We start from the raw sequence: 19,430 nt of genomic DNA, 5'->3' as shown, positions 1-19,430 counted from the left end.
TTTCTTTTTAAGGAACTCAACCTTCATGGAGCGGTTTCATCCATAACAATACAATAAAAGTGATACTGATATACCCAAATACAGGATATAAGTAGGATAATAATACACCATAGTCAACTAAGCTAATAAAATAGGTGATAGCAAAAATAATCGTTACGATCATCATACTAGGAATACGAATGTAGTTCTTTATTTGCCGTTCAAGCCCAAAGATATTTCCGATCACTGAGGTGAAAATCTCTCCATAAATGATTAAAATAAAGATCCAATAAAACCCTGATGCTAGATTCTTCATAATCACTGCCATAGGAATTTTATACAATTCTACATTAGGCAGCATAACAAGAGTAAAATGACTAGAAAGCAAAATAACTGTCAGAGCAATTCCGCCAAGTATCCCTCCCCATTTCACCGTCTGATCGTCTTTAATCTCTGAAGCAACAGGTACTAATACGGCTTGTGCAAGAGCTAAATTAAATGCCGTGTATGAAAAAGGTGCGACTACAGATTTCCAGCCGTCTTCTGCAAATGGAATATATAATAGCTGATCCATAAAATTGGGCAGCTTCATCGATAAAATCATAAGCATAAAGCTAAAGGCTATCATCATCGGAACAACAAAAGTATTAACTGCAAATAACCCTTTGATTCCAACTAGCATGACAAGTACTGACAGTCCTATTGTGATGACCAGCCCGATGTTTTTTGAGACTCCAAGCTGTTCATCAAAAACGGCTCCAGCACCTGAGAGCATGACTGCACATACCCCTAGTAACATAACAAGCATTAATAAATTAATGATCGTCCCCAATATTTTTCCGAACAAATACTCGTTAAATTCTTGGTACGATTTAGCTCCAATACGAGCAGAAATTCTCATTAGTTTTGAGCCTTGAAAAATTAAAATATAACCACTCATTAATATGCCGATCAGACCTATAAAACCGAAGCGGGAAAAAAATTCTACAATCTCTCTACCTGTGGCAAAACCTGCCCCTACTACGGTTCCAACATAAACTGCTGCAATTTGAAAGGCTGCCCCCCAGTTTGTCTTCATTCCATAGCCTCCTTCCTTTTCAATATATGAAATTCAGGACAAACAATGACGAGCATTTATAGAATCCGATAAATATTTGTTCATAAAAATTTTTTTAAAAAGCACTTGAAAGTCAAAAAAGGTCAAAGTATAATAAAGTCACAGAAGGTCAAATATAGTCAAAGTCAAAGTAAGACATTAATATATTTAGGAGGTTTGTGAAATGCTTTGTCAAAAATGTCAACAAGCAAATGCAAATGTACATTTAACAATGAGTGTTAATGGTGTTGAGAAAGATGTTCATCTTTGCCAAATCTGCTATAAAGCTGAACGAGAACAAATTACATCTGCCTTTGGACCAAGCATGTCAGGATTCTCTCCTTACAACGGTATTCCAATGGATGAGCTCTTCAAAAAGCTCTCTCAATCTTCCAAGCATGATCAAAAGGACATGAAGGGCGCGCCTCCCGGAACAACAGGAGGAAATGGAGGGTTCATTGATCAATTTGGACGAAACCTTACTAGACTAGCTAAGGCGGGTCTCATTGATCCGGTCATCGGCAGAGAAGAAGAAGTAAAACGCGTAATCGAAATACTAAATAGACGTAATAAGAATAATCCTGTTTTAATCGGTGAGCCAGGTGTTGGGAAGACGGCTATTGCTGAAGATTTGGCAGCGAAAATTGCTGACGGTAAAGTACCAAACAAATTAAAAAATAAAGAAGTCTTCCTGTTAGATGTTGCTTCCCTTGTGGCTAACACAGGTATTCGAGGCCAGTTCGAAGAAAGAATGAAGGGAATCATTGCCGAGCTTCAACATAAGAAGAACATCATTCTATTTATTGATGAAATACATCTTCTGGTAGGAGCTGGATCAGCTGAGGGTTCTATGGACGCCGGAAACATTTTAAAACCTGCATTAGCACGCGGTGAACTGCAATTAGTAGGGGCAACCACTCTAAAAGAATATCGAAACATTGAAAAAGATGCAGCGTTAGAACGCCGCTTCCAACCAGTTCATGTTCACGAACCATCAGTAGAACAAGCTAAAGAAATACTAAAAGGTCTTAAGACCAAATACGAAGATTTTCATGAAGTCAGATTTTCAGAAGAAGCATTGGAAGCTTGTGTATATCTATCACACCGCTATATACAAGATCGATTCCTTCCTGATAAAGCAATTGATTTAATGGATGAGGCTGGTTCCACACTAAACTTGGCATCAGACTATCGTTCAACAGAACAAATTGAACAGCGTTTGAAAGAGATTACTAAAGAAAAAGAAGCTGTCTTAAAAGCCGAAAACTATGAAAAAGCTGCAAAGCTGCGTGAAGAGGAAATACAGCTGGAGAAATCCTTAAACACAAGTGCTAAACAGGAACGTCCTGTTGTTAGTCCTGAACATATCCAGCATTTAATTGAAAAGAAAACAGGAATTCCCGTTGGTAAACTACAAGAAGACGAACAAACAAAAATGAAAAATCTATATGATCATCTTGCAAAAAAAGTAATTGGTCAAGATGAAGCTGTTTTAAAAGTTACGAAAGCAATCAGAAGAAGCAGAGCAGGGTTAAAGGCAAAGAACCGTCCAATTGGTTCATTCCTGTTCGTAGGACCAACAGGGGTAGGGAAAACTGAGTTATCTAAATCGCTGGCAATGGAACTGTTTGGTTCTAAAGAAGCCATGATCCGTCTTGACATGAGTGAATATATGGAAAAGCATAGCGTCTCTAAATTAATCGGTTCTCCTCCAGGGTATGTGGGACATGATGAAGCCGGCCAATTAACAGAAAAGGTTCGCCGTAATCCTTATAGCATCATTCTATTGGATGAAATTGAAAAAGCTCATCCAGATGTACAGCATATGTTCCTGCAGATTCTAGATGACGGCAGATTAACGGATAGCCAAGGGAGAGTGGTCAGCTTTAAGGACACTGTTATTATTATGACAAGTAACGCTGGAGTAGGCCATAAAGAAATTAAAGTTGGTTTTGATAAGGACCATTCCGAAGAAGAACTTAATATACTTGACTCATTAGGCAGCTTCTTTAAACCAGAGTTCCTTAACAGATTTGATAGTATTATTCAGTTTAAGGGACTCGAGAAACAACATCTATTAAAAATTGTTGACTTAATGATGGTCGAATTAGATGAGATGTTAAAAGAGCAAGATATGACCATTACAGTTGAAGAAGATGTAAAAGAAATACTTGTTGAAAAAGGCTATAGTCCTTCATTTGGAGCACGTCCATTGCGCAGGGTCATACAAGAACAGCTTGAAGATAAAATTACAGATTTTATCTTAGATGAACCAAATGTAAAAGAATTAAGAGCTGTCCTTCATGATGGCAGTATATCGATTATTAAGAAATAGACAATTACTAACATTATGGTCCCCGCAACTCTAGCTGGGACCGTTTTTTATTAATAGAAACTTCACGCTATTTTATGTCTTTTTATTGACACTTTTAAGGATTCCTGTCAGAATAAAGAAAACACTGTACATAACTACTAAATGCACAGTGTTTTCCTATCAAATTATTATTTTTTTGGAGCAGGCTGCTGTGGAGGGAAATAATCATTTGTTGCATGATCTTTCTTCTTGAAATTATCTGTCTCCTCGTATACAGCCTTCTTCACTTTTTCTATCTCTTTATCTAGTTCCTCTATACTTACACCTTTTTTGACTAACTCTTCAGTTGCAAGCTTAATCGCTTTATTTGACTCATCTGATGAAAGCTTAAGCGTGTCCATAGCTCCTTGAGGATTATGGAAACCAGCTGCACTTTCTGCTGCTACAATATCCCAGAACCATTGACCTTTTCGGACATGTTCCTGTGCTTCTTTAATCTTTTCTTCACTTACACCAGATGTGATCATTTTATTAATATAATAGTGCGCCGTTATCGAAATATCCTCTGAAGCATGGAGTTGTTCCATATGAGTTTCTTGAATCGTTAATACCCTTTCTTCAAGGTCCTCTAAATCCCGATTGCTATGGCAAGTAGCGCAAGACTCTTCCATTGTCTTAAGCGGTGAGGTCCACCAGTGGGAAGTAATTTTCTTCTTACCATCAACCCTCTCATATGGCATATGACAATCGGCACATGTTACACCTGCTTGACCGTGTGGTCCTTCTAAATGCGTTTCGAAGTCAGGATGCTGCGCTTTTAGAATTGGCGTTCCTGAAACATTATGGATCCAGTCTTGATTAAATCCACGATCTTTAGCAACCGTTTCATAGTATTCATACATATCTTCCGGTTTAAAGCCATTTGCCCATGGGAATGTTACTTCACTATTTTCAGGAGCAAAATAATATTCTACGTGACATTGGCCGCAAACATAATTACGCATATCATTTTTTGTTGGATTAGACATATCAATTCCTTGTGATTCCATGGCTTTAATGAAACTCGGACGTGTCACTCGCAAGTCCATTGTTTCTGGATCATGACAGTCAGAACAACCGATTGGTGAATGTCCCATTGCTTCTGCTGCTGGCCAGATGGTTTCATTAAAGTTTCCACCCCAGTAATCATCACCCATTTCCTCGATTAAATGAGGAACTGCAGTTGATTTACACGTAAGACAAGAACCGACAGATTTATCATTGATCCTTGCAATTGCACGAATATCTTCGTTAGCATAAATATGCCCGCGATCTTCATTATACTCAATTGCAAACCCATATCCATTGAAGAGGATTGGTAAGTATGGTTCTTTATCATGATCGAACTTACTGCGTTTCACAGATCCGCTGTATGTCGTATCTTCCATTTCTTCGTTTTTCATATAACTCTCGTATTGAAGCGGGAATATATCCTTGAATGCTTCATTGCTGATTTCATTTTTATCAAGTCCGGTTGTTGCTGTATCAGCTGATGCTTTTTCACTATCAGAGCTAGAACAGCCAGAAACGATAAGAACGATAGCAGCTAGTAGCAAGGAAACCCATTGAAAATTCCTAGCCATTATTCATTGTACCTCCCTTATTTTCTAGTAGCTCACCTGGCTTAGCAGGCTGGAAAAAATCCTCGTTCTTAAAATCATTTCCATGTGGTACGGCCTCATGACAGCTTGAACAGCTTTCCTTTGCATCATGTGATACATTGTCTAACGTACTTTCATGACAGCCTATGCAGTTATCATTGATAATTTCTTCTGAATTATCTGTTGCGTGCAGTACATCGGGAATTTTATCTTCACCGAGTGTATTAAAATACACATGGCCCAATCCTGCTTTTGCCTTATTGTATAACTTATTTGCCATTGTATCATGTGGCAAATGGCAATCACTGCAGGCTAAGTTGGCATGTGTAGATTCTGAAAAGGAATCATGTACATTCGTCATAATATGACAGCTGCTGCAAAACTCAGCACTATCCGTATAAGCAAACGTTTTAATGGTTACAACAGATAGAATAATTCCCGCAAACACTCCTATGAATAACCACAGCTTCTTTTTCTTTAACATTTCATCACCTCCCCTGCCAAAAAATTAATCTATTAAAACACATTTTGTGTTTTAAACATGGCTAAAGAGAGACGTTTTCTTCTATTAACTTAATCAAATTATCTTTTGTTGTGGGACCAGTAAATCTTTCATCGATCGTCCCATCTTTATTTATAATGATCGTTTCAGGCTGCCCAATGACACTATAATCCTTCGATACGGTCTCTTTCGTATCAAGTAAATAAAGGAGCTTGGAATCGGTCTCATTTATATACTTTTCCATTCTTTTTTTTGATTCTCCTCTGGCAACAATAATTAACTTTGCATCAGGGTAATCATTGCCAAAGGCTTCAAGTTCTGGTGCTTCATCTATACAAGGCTGGCACCATGTGGCAAAGAAGTTTAACACAACAGTTTGACCTCTTAAATCTGATAATCTATAACTCTTTCCATCAATATCCTTTAATTCAAAGTCAATTGCTTGATCGCCTGGGGTTGTGGATGCTTTCCCGCTCAGGCCATTCATAAGGAAGCCAAAGACTCCAACAACGATAACGATGACCAAAATCGGTACAAGTTTTTTGCCCATCCTCTTCACCTGCTTTTTATTGTTCTGAATTCCATTCCTCTAGTTGAAAAATTTCTTTTTGTAACTTTTTCTGCCTCTTGCCAAGAATAACAACATACCCTGCGATTAGTACCCATACAACAGAAGTTGCTAAAAATAAGTAGTTCATCTTATTTCCTCCTTAAATTAACTTGCAAGTTTATTCATCAATTTATTTTTTTGATTCCTGACAATCACACGCATTCTCTCAATTTCTGCTCCTTTTCTCATAAGGAAAACGTATAATAATGAAATAGTAAATACTGAGAATAGAAGAGTTATAAGCATCTCAGGTTCAATTCCACCACCAGATTGACCTTTTCCTTCACCAAATACGATAGGATGCAGCTTTGAATTCCACCAGCGAATCGCCATGAAAACAATCGGTACATTTAAACAGCCGATAATTCCAAAAACGGACGAGAGCTTAGCGATCTTCTCCCAGGAACCATCCATTTTTCTTATAAACAAATATGCTACGTAAATAAACCATAGAATTAATGTAGTAACGAGCCGGGGTTCCCAGCTCCACCAAGTATTCCAGCTTGCTCTTCCCCATATCATTCCGGTTATTAAAGTAATGGTTGTGAAAAGAACACCAATTTCTGCTGAAGCACCAGCAAATATAAAATGCTTCATGTTCGGCTTAATTAGATTTCGAACACTATAATACCCAACGACAAAGAATGCGAGAAATGCAACCCAGGCACTTCCTACATGGAAATAAAAGATTTTCTGTGTTACACCCATTACCTTTTCAACAGGTGACCAAATGAAAATTAAGTATAATAATATAAAGAAAGAAGGAACTAGTGCATAAAACAATATACGGTCAATTAAGCTGGAAACCTCTTTCATTATGACCCCTCCATTATGAATTCGAATAATAAAAAACATGCTCCTAAGAACAGCAGATCATACGCTGTCATTAACTGAAGCCAACCGATAGCATCACTGATTTGTTCATTCACGAGCACGATCGTTGTTGCCTGAACCGCTGCGATCATAAGCGGACTTAATAGTGGAAGAAGTAATACCGGCAATAGCATTTCACTATTTTTTGCATTTGCTGCAAGTGCTGATAAAAAGGTACCAACTACAATAAATCCAAAAGTTCCGCTTAAAACAATTAGAATGAACCAAAGCAATGAGCCAGTAAACCGATAATTAAACAAAAGAAAAAGAACTGGAATACTAATTGTCTGCACAATCGTAACGAGCGTAAAATTCGCCAATGTCTTCCCTAAATAAATGCTTGTTACATCAATAGGAGCAGATCTTAACCCAGTAAGACAATTATTTTCTAATTCGGAAACGAAAGAACGGTTTAATCCTAGAGTCCCTGAGAAAATAGTAATCACCCAAATTAAGCCAGGAATAACAGCCTTAACTGTATTATTAGTCGGATCAAAAGCAAAGCTGAAAACCAGGATCACTAATGCTGAAAAAATCACCATTGTCCCAATCGTTTGTTTAGTCTTGAATTCATTGCTAAGATCCTTTCCAGCGATCGTAATAGCATCAGAAAGAATATCTTTCATCCCTCTGACACCGCCCTTGAATACCAATCCTTCATCTTTTCCAAATTTAAATCAGCATTCAACGGTGCGGTATCAATAATTTTTCCTTTTTTTAAAACCGCGACACTGTCTGCTAAAGCTTGTACTTGTTCAAAATCATGAGAAATAAGCAAGACAGATGTTCCTATATTCTTTTTCTCTTTTATAATCATATTTAGAAGTGAAACTGCATCTTGATCTAAGCCAGTATGCGGCTCATCCAGCATAAGGATCTCTGGATCTGCTAACATTACTCTTGCAATTGATAATCTTTGCAGCATACCTCTTGAAAATGACCTAATCGGGACATCCTTAAACAAATGCAGTCCCACTTCCTTTAAGAGTTGATTTGCTTTTGAATCAATACTCTTCACTTTGTATAACTTCCCATAAAACCTTAGATTTTCAAGTGGGGTTAGCGTACTGTAAAGAAAGGATTCATGCCCTAGAAAACCAATCTTTTTCCTGGTTGCTGCTGATTTCTTTTTAATGATTTCACCATCAACGATAATTTCACCGCCACTTGGCTGCAGGAGTCCAACAGTACACTTAAAGAATGTACTTTTCCCAGCACCATTTGGACCGACAACGGCCAGAATTTCACCTTTATTAAGTTTCAGTGAAACACCCCGAAGGATTAATTTATCTGAGAGTATTTTAGTTAGATTCTTTATTTCAAGCATAATTTCCAACTCTTTCATAAAGTGAATTGTTGCAGCTCTTGTTCCGTAACGACAAGATACTTTTCCAATTCTCTTTTCTTATTCTTAAACTGCTCGTCTGTAATACAATGTTCTAGACATTGCCTTTCTAACTCTTTTAATTCTTTTTCAATGACATTTTTTTTCGATAAAAGATACTTAAATTGCTCTTCATCTTTTTCCATTTTATTTGTCTTTACAGCTCTAATTTTAAACACATACACTCCAATGGCTGCCAAAACAACTGCTAATACAAGATGTGGGTCTATTTTATTAATTCCGGGTGTTGTTAACCAAAAAGTAACAATCCACTCTGGATGAAATGCAGGAACGTTCATGATTACCTTCCTCCAAATTTCCTCAGTATTTGCAGCTCTTTCATAATCTCAAGCTCCGCCTGGGCACTGTCATCGAATCCTGATTTTTTCTTTGTATGTTGATGACCCTTCTTCATTAGATTGGCAGCGAGTAGTTGATACTGCTCTTTCAACTGTAGATAGTCTTTTTCTTCCATTTTCATCATTAAGAAATCCATTTCGAGTTCATTCACAGCTCTGTATACGGATTCAAGACTAACCTCTTCTCGAATACTATTATCAGAACTTACTTCTTCCTTCGAAAAGAATGGTGCTGCAACGAAATAAAAGCAAGTCAATATTATAATTGAACATAGAAATAAAAATATATAATCCATCTTTTCAGCTCCTAAAAATGCTTCCGGCGCTCTTCATCAAATATTTTTTCAAGCATTTCTTTTTCAATTTCAGATTCCCATTTAAGATGGTCTCCCTCTTCGTTCATTTTTTCTTTTCCTTTAAGCTTTTTTATCCAGTAAGCAACAATCACTGAGCCTCCGCCAAGACCAGCTAAAGGCATCCCCCAAGCGATAAGCCCACTTTTATCTTGAGATGGCTCTCTTAAAGCGGCTTGGCCATATTCATCAACATAGGATTGCAGAATCTCTGATTCTGTCATTCCATTGTTAAGCATCTCGGCCACTTCCTCAAAGTACATTTGCTTCACTTTACATGTTGATAATTCATCGTTCGCATGTCCTTGCATATCCAGCTGGGAAATAATCGATTGAAATTCCTTTGAATTATAATCATTGTTCGCTAAGGCAGTAACCGGGATTGCCAGAAGAAAAATTCCGATTAATAACAAAAGTCGCTTCGAATACATTCTACACACCAGCCTTAAGCGTTCCTGGCTTTAATTTATACGCCCGGGATGTTCTTCCGCCAATCAGGCTGATTCCTGTACCAATGACCATGATCATTCCTCCAGTCCAAATCCAGCTGACAAATGGATTTACCTTTGCTTGCAGTGTCACTTTATCCCTGTCTTCCCAAGAACTTAATACTACGTAAAGATCTTCTGTTAAATTTGTTTTAATCGCCACTTCCGATGAAGGTTCAGGCCATGTTTCATAAAATATTTTTTCTGGCTTTATCTCTCCAACCCTTTCTCCTTTATGATTAACATCAAGAGTTGCAGCGACGATTCCATTCCCATTTTCTGTATGCTCTGTCAGCCCTTTGAAAGTTAGTTCATATTGCCCGATTTTAAAACTTTCACCGGTTTCAACCGTTTGTAATACATCTTTCGGATAAGCAGTGGAGGAAATAACCCCTATTGCTATTACTGCAATACCAATATGCACGATATATCCGCCATATCTCCTTTGATTTTTCAGTAATAATCTAAGAGATGCTTTGGCAGCATTTTCTTTTGTCGCTTTCATACGAGCTTTAATTCCACTTACGAACTCTTTAATATGCGTTGCAAACATAAATACAGCAGAAGCTAAGCCTATGATTGGAAAAATACCTTTCACACCGACAGCTATAAGGACGATAGCAGTAACAATCCCTGCCGTAAGAGGCCAGATAAGATTTTTTAAAAACTTCTCTACTGTTGCTTTTTGCCATGCAATTAATGGACAAATTGCCATCAACACAATAAGGCCAAGCATAATTGGTGCCATAACCTTATTGAAATAAGGTGGTCCAACATTCACCTTTGTTCCTGTAATTACTTCTGAAATAAGCGGATACATGGATCCCCAAAACACTGCGAATGCCCCTGCAACTAAAATCAAATTATTTAATAGAAACGAACTTTCCTTTGAAAAATAAGATTCAATAGGATTTGTTTCTTTACGAATTAATTGATACCTTGTCATCACAACATAGATAGAAAGCAATGCCATAAAAGCCATAAATATTAAGAAATAGGTTCCGAGATTGCCATTACCAAATGCATGAACACTCGTTAATATTCCGCTTCGAACTAGGAACGTTCCAAACAGGGTCAACACATACGACAGAATCACCAAGCTGATATTCCATGTCTTTAGCATACCTTTACGTTCTTGAATCATCACGGAATGCAGGAAAGCAGAAACGGTTAACCATGGGAGAAAACTCGCATTTTCTACAGGGTCCCACGCCCAATATCCTCCCCAGCCAAGTTCAAGATAGGCCCACCAGCCACCGATTATATTCCCGAGTGTTAAAAACAACCAAGCTACCAAGGTCCATCGTCTAGTCAATTTAATCCATTCAGCATCAACACGTTTTAGCATTAGTGCCGCAATAGCAAATGCAAACGGTACAGCCAAACCTACGTATCCTAGATATAGCGTCACAGGATGCAGAATCATCCCTGGATGCTGAAGCATCGGATTCAAGCCTTTTCCATCACTTGGAATAGTTTCCGACATCTCAAAAGGGTTCGCACTCATTAAGATCACGAGGAAAAAAAATAGAATATTAAGCAATAGAATGCTAGATGCATACGGCATCATTGGATTTTTCTTTTCCTTCGAAAACACTAGAAAGCCTGCGTATAAGCAAAGCAGCAGCAGCCATAAAAGAAGTGATCCAGCATTTCCTGCCCAAAAAGCAGTTAGCTTGTAAACCATTGGAAGATTTTCACTAGTATAAGCGGCTACATATTTATATTGAAACTGACTTGTTCCTAATATATAAAGCAGTAGAAAACTTGCTGCGCTCGAAAGCAATACCAATGATAAAACTCCGCCTCTAGCACTTTCAAGCCATCTATTATTCTTCTTCCTTATGCCGAGAATGTTGGCAAAGAGAGAATAAATTGATATCAAGATTCCAAGATAAAGCGCTGTGTTCCCTATCACATACATGGAGTAACCCACCTATCTGTATTATTCTTGCTAGTCATTTAACAACTCCTGATGTGTTTCAACATCATAATTTTCCATATCTTCCCCCTCATATTTTGAAGGACATTTTGTTTGTACTTTTTCTGCTTCAAAAACACCCTCTTCATTCACAAACCCTTCAACAATGACAATGACGTCGTCACTAAAATTGTCTGGCTTAATCCCTTTATGAAAAACTGGCAGCGTTACATCGTTTTCATCATAAATAGAAAATTCCAATTCAATCTTATCTGCGTCCCATTGCACAGAATCCTTATTTAAGAGGCCTTGCGTCATAATATAATCGCCTTTATATTGATCTCTATTGTCAACAATATCTGAAATGGTTATCTCTTTACTTCCAGCACTCGGCATAGAAGAAAACATCATAATCATTAGAGCAGCTGCCCCCAAAATTAACCCAGTTAAGATTTTCTTGTTTTTTGACACGCTACTTTCCTCCTAATCTATTAAGCAATTGATTATATTCTTCTTCTGTTATACTTCCATCGATTAACAACTTACGTAATTTTGCCTTTTTAAGTTCAGCATAAGGATCTTTTTTACCATTTGGTTTCTGTCCGCTATTTCTCGAACGTTTCTTCAATAAAATAAACAGGAAAGTGATTGCCGATACAGAAACACCGCCAACAACAGCAATGGTTTTTCCTGCAGGAATTTGTGCTTCATTTTTCTTTACTGCCGCTTTCTCACCAGACGAACCAGCCATTTCTTCCAACATTTCAAAAGTAGTTCTATCATCAGCACGTTCATATTCAAGTTGAATGGTCTTCTCGGCACCTGGTTTCATTCCTTGCACCTGATAAACAAACATATTCATGTTATAGCTATTTTTCTGATGTGATTCCGCAGCTGGCTCAAGTGAAAAACTTTCTGTTTTTAGCGGTTCTACGAATATCAAGTTCAGCAGTCCAATATCAGCAAAGCTTTGGAAACTGTACTCTAATTTATTTACTTCTTTAACTTCTTTAATGCTGTCTGTATAGTACTCGATTACAAATTTATATAATTCTTTTGGTGCAATCTCCTCTGACGTTTCCCACGAAATAATTCCAGCTTCTTCATCTAACTCATACTGAATTTCATACATTTCTTTTAAATCCTTTGAATAATCAGCAACGAAGCCAATTTTGAAGTTTTTTTCATGCATTGGAAGGGGGATCTCAATTTTTCCTTTCTGTGGAATTTTACTATTGTTTATTAATGATCCATGATATCCAACGAGTAATGGTGTATGATTTTGCTTTTCATCTTTTGGATGATAAGTGTACTCTGGCAGAACTTGAATCGTTAGTTCCTCCATTTGGAGCGGATTTATCTCCTCTGCATAAATGTTTCCCTGGCACATTAACAGCAGGCTTAAAATCAGACCCGTCATATATGAAGTTTTTCTCATTTACGAACTTCCTTTCTTTCCTTTTTCGTAATATTAATTTCAATACCGATTTGTGAAGAATTTCACATTTTTTGTTTCAACCACAACATAAATTAACGTGTTCTGTTACAATCCGACTTTCGTTTTTTATTAAAATTATTGATAAAAATAGTAAAACTTATATATATATTTAAACCATTTTTGAACATTTGCTATCTGTGAAAAAAATCACGCATTCCTCACATCGTATTACTAATTTGTGAACAACTATATTTTTGCAAGAAAATGCAAAAAAAGCTCCATTGAATAGGATTACATCCCTCAATAGAGCTTTGATTAATTCACATGTGATTTTTTTGTAATTTGAACTTGCTTGAGTTTATTGTCCTCAATTTTTTTAACTAAAAAATGCAGATGATGATATTCTAATGTCTCACCTTCAAATGGGAAATGTCCTAACTCTTTAAATAAAAACCCTGCTAAAATATCCTCATCTTCTGGAATTTTTGTTTTGAACACTTCATTTAGGCGGCGGATTCCCAATTTCCCGTGGCAAATGATGTGGGAATCTGTCAGTTCATCGATTAACACTTCTTCGTCTAAGTCTGTTTCATCTTCAATTTCCTGTCCGATCATTGCTTCAATAATATCTTCATGACTAATAATCCCTTTTGTTCCACCATATTCATCTAAAACAATCGCCAAATGTTTTTTCTCTTTGAGCATCATTTTAAACAACTTTTCAATTGACAGAGCTTCTATCACAAATAGTGGATGGTTATCTGTAAATTCCTCCAAAACCTTGGACGGTTCCAGCCCCCATGCTAGCAGCTGTTTAGAATGGAACACGCCTACAATATTATCCATATCCTCTTTGTATACAGGATACCTTGTATAGTTATTACTGATAACGATATCCCTTACTTCTTCGTAAGTAGAATTTAACGGGATTCCTACTATGTCCATTCTAGGTGTCTTTAACGCATCACGTACATCTAGATTATAAAAATCAATTACCCCTTTGATTCTGGTGGTCTCTTCATTTTGGAATGTCCCTTCTGTTGTAGCAATATCCACCATAGTCATTAATTCTTCTTTCGAAATAGAAACTTGCTCAGCATTATCTTTCGCTAGAATTTTTATTACAAAACCAGTAAATTTCCCTAACAAAAAAGTTAAAGGTTTTAAAAGAAACATTAAAAATGAAATGACGGGAAACACCAAGAATGCTATTTTTTCTGAAAGCGACGCAGCTATTGATTTCGGTAATACTTCACAAAAGATAATCAATACAACGGTTAGTACCCCTGTTGCAATCCCTACATTTATCCCGTACTCAAGAGCGATAATGGTTACCAATGTTGGCAGCATGATATTCGCAACATTATTTCCTATTAGGATGGCACTGATTAATTCGTCAGGCTTTGAAATGATCGCTAATAATTTTTGTGCTTTATGGTCGTCATTTTCGGCTCTAGTCTTGACTTTCATTTTATTAACAGCTGTCAGAGCAGTTTCACTGCCAGACAGAAAAAAGGACATGAACAGAAATAATAATATAGCAATGAACAAACAAATTCCCTCCAAGACAATATGTAAAGTTTCTAGTGATATTTCTATACTCTCCGAATATAAATTCGCTATTTATATAAATATACAGAATTGCAATAAAAAAAGCCAACAACTGGTTGGCTGGAAAAGGCGAAACTTTTGACTTAATATTTACTTACAGACAAACCCAGCTTTTTTAATAATTCAATAGCCGTGTCTTTTTCTTCTGATGATAATCCGGACATTAGTTCATGAATTTTTCTTTCATGCTCTGGAAATACACTTTCAATGAACTCTTTACCGCTTTCTGTAATTTGGGCAAAGGTTACCCTTCGATCATTTGGGCAAGCAACTCTTTGTAAATACCCTTTATCCTCAAGCTTATCCACCACATAAGTAATACTGCCGCTAGCTAGGAGGATTTTCCCGCCAATTTGCTGAAGCGGCTGATCTCCTTTATGGTAAAGCAGCTCCAGAACAGCAAATTCAGTAGGATTTAACCCGTATGTTTGAATTAATTTATTTGCATGTTCATTGACTGCTCGAAATGCTCGAGACAAGACTATAAACAATTTTAATGATTGCTTTGAATCCTCAATATTCATTTTCTCAGTTCCTTTTTATATAGGTAATTTGCATTATTTAATATTTTCACTTAAAACTATTATAAAAAACTACTACAAAATCTGTCAAATTGTTCATTAAAGATTGTAACAATAAATTTTAATTTAATGGTATGGTATAATATTTCATTGTAGTTGAAAAACTTTTATTTGGGGACTTTTTAATGAAATATAAACAGAAACGAAATATATTATTATATATGATGATAGTCCTGCTGCCAACGATCATTGGAAGCTTTCTTCTGATTAAAGAAGAACTTAATGAAAATCAGCAAATTAGGGTTGAAGAGGCTAACTGGGTTGCTTCAATCCATGCATCTCATTGGAATCAATTTGTAAATGAGTCCGTTACCACTCTTGAAATGCTTCTTTTAACAGCGTCTTCCATTGTGGATGACTATCGTCAAATGGAACCTCTTCTTATACGCACACATCGAACTGAACCTAGGTATGGAGGTATTTACCTTTTAGATAAGGATGGATCAATTTTAGCAGGTTCAAATCAAGAATTGGGAAAAAATGATTTAAAAAAGGAAGATTATATTCAAGAAGTCATTCAAACAAAGGATGTTATTATTTCTGATCACACTTTTTTTATGAATAATGGACAAAATGTGATCGGCCTTGCAGCTCCTATCGTTGATGAGAAAAAAGATTTATCAGCGATGATCGTTTTTTTATTACGAGTGGATTATGTTGAAAATATTATGAAGGTGCTAACGCCTGATTCTGAATTGCTTGTCATGAATAGCCAGCAAGAAGTTCTTATGAATTTCAACACCCCCAAAGAGCATGCTGAAAATGATCATCGTCAATGGATTTCTACCCCTATCGATAGGCTTCCATGGAGCATTAGAGTGAAAATAGCTGACGCGGACGTTAAAGACATCGTTTACTCGTCATTATTGATTACTGGAATTATTTTTTTTCTGTCCAATATAGCTTTTCTTTTCGTCAAATACATGCTGCTTAAACGCGAGGCAGCTATTGAAAAGAAAGAAAATGAAGCACAGAAACTTGAATTAGTCGGAAGCTTAGCTGCAAGTACTGCACATGAAATTCGAAATCCACTGACAGGAATTAAAGGGCTTATTCAGCTTTTAAGCGAAAAGTATAATTCTGAAAGTGATCAGCTTTATTTTAATGTGATTAACCAAGAGATTAGCAGAATCAATGAAATTGTCAGCGAATTTTTAATCCTTGGCAAACCCACCGCTCAAAAAATGAACACGGAAAATTTGAATGTAATCCTAAAGGAGTTACACCCTATTTTATCTTCAGAAGCGAATTTAAAAAATATCAAACTCATTTGTTCAGTACCACCGGAACCTATCTTTATAAAATGTACAAAAGACCAAATGAAGCAGGTCATTCTTAATATCACCAAGAATGCTGTAGAGTCTATGGATAATGGTGGAAACTTAACTATACACTTAGCTAAAAAAAAGCAAGTTGGAGAGATTATCATTCAAGACAACGGTGTTGGAATTCCTAAAGAAGCGATTGAAAAAATCTTTACACCATTTTATACGTCAAAGGATACCGGTACAGGCCTAGGTCTTGTTGTCTGTAAACGACTCCTAGAATCCTTCGGAGGACAAATTGACGTATCGAGCGAAGAGGGAATCGGAACTATTGTAAAGATTACACTTCCGTTGGTTAAAGAAAAATGATATAGAAAGACTATATTCTCTAGAGGATGAACACGGAACCAAGTGTTCATCTTTTTTTTAGAAAAACGACCCTAATGTCCACCCCAGAAACACAAAACGGCATAACTGTCCACAGACGGTACCTGGTACCTTAAATGGGTACCTTAAATGGTCATTAAAAGTTTTTTCCATTTTCAAATTTTTTCTAGTAAAATAACATTATATTAATTTGGAAAGAAGGATTGAACGATGAGTCAAGCAGCTATACCTTCCCAATCTCTACAAAAAGAACAAGAAGCTACAAATTATAAGATTTTATTTATTATTGGGATCTGTCATTTATTAAACGACTCCATCCAAGCTGTTATTCCGGCCATGTTTCCGATTTTAGCAAACTCAATGGGACTCACTTTTACACAACTTGGTATTATTGCTTTTTCCTTAAATATGGTTTCATCGATTATGCAGCCAGTAATTGGAATGGCCACCGACAAAAAGCCAATTCCCTATGCACTGCCAATCGGCTTAACATTTACCTTATTTGGTGTACTCGGACTATCATTAGCGCCATCTTTCATATGGATCGTGTTAGCTGTATTATTTATCGGACTTGGATCAGCTGTATTTCATCCAGAAGGATCCAGGGTTGCTTATATGGCAGCTGGGCCGCGAAGAGGCTTAGCACAGTCTATCTATCAGGTTGGAGGAAACTCTGGTCAAGCCTTAGCCCCCATGATTACAGCGTTAATCCTTGTACCCTTAGGACAATTTGGTGCTGCATGGTTTACGTTGGTTGCAGCTTTAGCCGTAGGACTGTTAATTTACATCGCAAATTGGTATGCAGGGAAACTGCGAATTGAGCACGCGAATGCAAAAGGTAAAGTGAATGCATCAGGAACTGCAAGCAATCCTTTTACAAACAAAATTATCTTTTATCTTGTTTTACTTATGCTCTTAATATTTGCCCGTTCTTGGTATGTATCCGGCATTACCAATTATTACGCATTCTATACCATCGATTCATATGGTTTCTCAATCGAAAAATCGCAAGTGTACCTGTTTGCCTTTTTAGTTGCCGGAGCTGTGGGAACATTTTTCGGTGGTCCTTTAGCAGATCGTTTTGGTAAGAAAAATGTAATTCTTTTTTCGTTAGTAGGAGCTGCTCCACTGTCTATTTTAGTCCCTTTTGCTTCCCCTGCTCTTGCTATCATTTTATTGGTCGTGACGGGATTCATTTTAATGTCAAGTTTTTCTGTAACAGTTGTCTACGCCCAGGAGCTTGTTCCAGGTAAAATCGGGCTGATGTCAGGGTTAACTGTTGGGCTGGCATTTGGAATGGGAGCGATTGGATCGATTGTTTTAGGTTATTTAGCTGATAAAATTGGTCTTTCATTAACCATTATTTTAACAGGTTTCCTTCCACTGATTGGTTTGTTAACATTGTTATTACCTAACGACCGAAAGCAATATTAGCTTAGGTATACAAAAATAAGGATGGTTTCCCATCCTTATTTTTCATTACATAATTTTTGTTTTAATTCTTCTTTTTCCTCACTTGAAAGCATTTTTTCAGCCATCGGATAAAGAACATTTTCCTCTTTAGCAAAGTGATTCACTAAAGTATAATTTGCATTTATGATGAGGGAAACATTTTCTTTTATTTCATCCGCTGAAAGCTGCTCTTTTTCTTTCGCATTATCCAAAAATTGATTAATATTTCTTTTCGCTTCTTCATGTTCATATTCCATCACGACTATAGGACCTACACCTACTCCAAGATATTCTTCCATCTTTCTGAATAAGTAGTCTTCTTCACGGGTTGAATGATACTCTAATTTTTCCGAAAAAGATTTCACATCTTCAGCCAATTGTAAAAATAGCTTTTCCTTATCGTCTTGCGCTTCCACTTCTTTACAAAGTGTTAACAAGTCAGATAAAAGGGCAAGTAATGGCGGATGCTCCTTTTTCAACTGAGCTAAGCCCTCTGACAGTTCAACAATCTCGTTCCCCAATAATCCACTAGGACAACCTTGCATGACATTTTCCCCTTTCAACATTGGATAGCTATTATTATATACCCTTACATAATTAAAGGTTGTGATAGCCATCACAAAGGGGAAGTCTTTTTAATAACATAGGAACCTTTAAGGTTAACAATCTTCCATAAGAAACAAGTCTTAACTAATTGTCTGGAAGCAGATACTCCTAACCATATACTTTCTTAATTTTCTTAAAAGGACAAAATAAAAGGAAGACTTCCGAGAGCCTTCCTTGCTTATATGATTGGATTACGGTTATTTTCATATGAATAGAGTCTTGCTGGTACTATTTCAAAGATGTGCTTACACATTTACCAATGCTTTTGGCCATATCAACATCATTTGCTTAAAAACAATTTTCACTTCTTGTGTGTGGTGATTTGCTTTTTGAAAGGTACATTGATAATCATATATAAGTCTATCAAGTTCTTGGCTGTAACGGATAGTATCGACACTAGTAAAACCATTTTTTCTTGCAGATTCGATCATTTTCTCTCTCTTCTTTTGGATCTCCTCCAGCATTTCCTCATTATTCTGATCCACCAATTCTTCCTCCTAATTCTATCCCTTATCCTTTATCTCTTTAACTTAATAAAAATACATTACTTGAAGAATTATTACAAGAATTT

At 36.6% G+C, this 19,430-nt stretch carries 21 protein-coding genes; 3 read left to right on the top strand and 18 right to left on the bottom strand.

Annotated elements, in window-relative coordinates; translation table 11 throughout:
* Positions 1-16: 16 nt before the first annotated feature.
* Positions 17-1,057 (bottom strand): YkvI family membrane protein, encoded by a 1,041-nt coding sequence (locus CZ487_RS06585; protein ID WP_077211331.1) that lies wholly within the window; start codon positions 1,055-1,057, stop codon positions 17-19.
* Between the two features lie 202 nt (positions 1,058-1,259).
* Here CZ487_RS06585 and CZ487_RS06580 point away from each other — a divergent pair, with 202 nt between their 5' ends.
* Positions 1,260-3,410, top strand: coding sequence for an ATP-dependent Clp protease ATP-binding subunit (locus tag CZ487_RS06580; RefSeq protein ID WP_077211330.1), 2,151 nt, complete (start codon positions 1,260-1,262; stop codon positions 3,408-3,410).
* Positions 3,411-3,577: 167 nt separating this feature from the next.
* On the opposite strand, the gene CZ487_RS06575 is transcribed toward CZ487_RS06580, so the two are convergent.
* The 15 genes from CZ487_RS06575 to CZ487_RS06505 all read right to left on the bottom strand — a co-directional run bounded on the left by CZ487_RS06575 (position 3,578) and on the right by CZ487_RS06505 (position 15,092).
* The gene (locus CZ487_RS06575) at positions 3,578-5,011 is read right to left on the bottom strand and encodes an ammonia-forming cytochrome c nitrite reductase subunit c552 (RefSeq protein WP_139339527.1); all 1,434 of its coding nucleotides are present in this window, start codon (positions 5,009-5,011) and stop codon (positions 3,578-3,580) included.
* Entirely contained in the window at positions 5,004-5,513 is a 510-nt protein-coding gene (locus CZ487_RS06570) for a cytochrome c3 family protein (RefSeq protein ID WP_077211328.1), read from the bottom strand. Before CZ487_RS06570 ends, CZ487_RS06575 begins: the two co-directional genes overlap by 8 nt.
* 61 nt (positions 5,514-5,574) lie before the next feature.
* Positions 5,575-6,081, bottom strand: a complete 507-nt coding sequence (locus tag CZ487_RS06565) for a TlpA family protein disulfide reductase (protein WP_077211327.1) — start codon at positions 6,079-6,081, stop codon at positions 5,575-5,577.
* A gap of 16 nt (positions 6,082-6,097) precedes the next feature.
* Positions 6,098-6,229, bottom strand: a complete 132-nt coding sequence (locus CZ487_RS06560) for a CcmD family protein (protein WP_077211326.1) — start codon at positions 6,227-6,229, stop codon at positions 6,098-6,100.
* 17 nt (positions 6,230-6,246) lie between these two features.
* A complete protein-coding gene (locus CZ487_RS06555; protein WP_084783142.1) occupies positions 6,247-6,957 on the bottom strand; it encodes a cytochrome c biogenesis protein in 711 nt (236 codons plus the stop codon).
* On the bottom strand, positions 6,957-7,640 hold the full coding sequence (locus CZ487_RS06550) for a heme exporter protein CcmB (protein ID WP_077211325.1): 684 nt from the start codon (positions 7,638-7,640) through the stop codon (positions 6,957-6,959). Before CZ487_RS06550 ends, CZ487_RS06555 begins: the two co-directional genes overlap by 1 nt.
* Positions 7,637-8,341 (bottom strand): heme ABC exporter ATP-binding protein CcmA, encoded by a 705-nt coding sequence (gene ccmA, locus CZ487_RS06545; RefSeq protein WP_077211324.1) that lies wholly within the window; start codon positions 8,339-8,341, stop codon positions 7,637-7,639. Before ccmA ends, CZ487_RS06550 begins: the two co-directional genes overlap by 4 nt.
* Positions 8,342-8,355: 14 nt before the next feature.
* Positions 8,356-8,697, bottom strand: coding sequence for a hypothetical protein (locus CZ487_RS06540; protein ID WP_077211323.1), 342 nt, complete (start codon positions 8,695-8,697; stop codon positions 8,356-8,358).
* A 2-nt stretch (positions 8,698-8,699) separates the two neighbouring features.
* The gene (locus tag CZ487_RS06535) at positions 8,700-9,053 is read right to left on the bottom strand and encodes a hypothetical protein (RefSeq protein WP_077211322.1); all 354 of its coding nucleotides are present in this window, start codon (positions 9,051-9,053) and stop codon (positions 8,700-8,702) included.
* A gap of 11 nt (positions 9,054-9,064) precedes the next feature.
* Entirely contained in the window at positions 9,065-9,541 is a 477-nt protein-coding gene (locus CZ487_RS06530; RefSeq protein WP_077211321.1) for a cytochrome c-type biogenesis protein CcmH, read from the bottom strand.
* A 1-nt stretch (position 9,542) separates the two neighbouring features.
* Complete coding sequence (locus tag CZ487_RS06525) at positions 9,543-11,522, bottom strand: heme lyase CcmF/NrfE family subunit (protein ID WP_077211320.1); 1,980 nt, start codon at positions 11,520-11,522, stop codon at positions 9,543-9,545.
* Between the two features lie 30 nt (positions 11,523-11,552).
* The gene (locus tag CZ487_RS06520) at positions 11,553-11,990 is read right to left on the bottom strand and encodes a cytochrome c maturation protein CcmE (RefSeq protein ID WP_077211319.1); all 438 of its coding nucleotides are present in this window, start codon (positions 11,988-11,990) and stop codon (positions 11,553-11,555) included.
* Between the two features lies 1 nt (position 11,991).
* Positions 11,992-12,957 (bottom strand): hypothetical protein, encoded by a 966-nt coding sequence (locus CZ487_RS06515; protein ID WP_077211318.1) that lies wholly within the window; start codon positions 12,955-12,957, stop codon positions 11,992-11,994.
* A gap of 315 nt (positions 12,958-13,272) precedes the next feature.
* Positions 13,273-14,508 (bottom strand): hemolysin family protein, encoded by a 1,236-nt coding sequence (locus CZ487_RS06510; RefSeq protein WP_077211317.1) that lies wholly within the window; start codon positions 14,506-14,508, stop codon positions 13,273-13,275.
* Positions 14,509-14,651: 143 nt separating this feature from the next.
* Complete coding sequence (locus CZ487_RS06505) at positions 14,652-15,092, bottom strand: MarR family winged helix-turn-helix transcriptional regulator (protein ID WP_077211316.1); 441 nt, start codon at positions 15,090-15,092, stop codon at positions 14,652-14,654.
* Between the two features lie 182 nt (positions 15,093-15,274).
* On the opposite strand from CZ487_RS06505, the gene CZ487_RS06500 reads away from it, so the two are divergent.
* Both CZ487_RS06500 and CZ487_RS06495 read left to right on the top strand, forming a co-directional pair.
* A complete protein-coding gene (locus tag CZ487_RS06500; RefSeq protein WP_077211315.1) occupies positions 15,275-16,783 on the top strand; it encodes a PAS domain-containing sensor histidine kinase in 1,509 nt (502 codons plus the stop codon).
* A 228-nt stretch (positions 16,784-17,011) separates the two neighbouring features.
* A complete protein-coding gene (locus tag CZ487_RS06495) occupies positions 17,012-18,235 on the top strand; it encodes an MFS transporter (RefSeq protein WP_077211314.1) in 1,224 nt (407 codons plus the stop codon).
* Between the two features lie 35 nt (positions 18,236-18,270).
* On the opposite strand, the gene CZ487_RS06490 is transcribed toward CZ487_RS06495, so the two are convergent.
* Positions 18,271-18,798 carry a hemerythrin domain-containing protein gene (locus CZ487_RS06490; protein ID WP_077211313.1) on the bottom strand — a complete coding sequence of 176 codons (528 nt, stop codon included), beginning with the start codon at positions 18,796-18,798 and terminating at the stop codon, positions 18,271-18,273.
* Between the two features lie 306 nt (positions 18,799-19,104).
* A complete protein-coding gene (locus tag CZ487_RS06485) occupies positions 19,105-19,344 on the bottom strand; it encodes an aspartyl-phosphate phosphatase Spo0E family protein (RefSeq protein ID WP_237562810.1) in 240 nt (79 codons plus the stop codon).
* Positions 19,345-19,430 lie beyond the last annotated feature (86 nt).

Origin of the sequence: Robertmurraya dakarensis (assembly GCF_900156875.1) — a bacterium.
Taxonomy (GTDB): domain Bacteria; phylum Bacillota; class Bacilli; order Bacillales; family Cytobacillaceae; genus Robertmurraya; species Robertmurraya dakarensis.
Note: the sequence above shows the minus strand (reverse complement) of the source record. Positions and strands in the feature narration are given on the sequence as shown.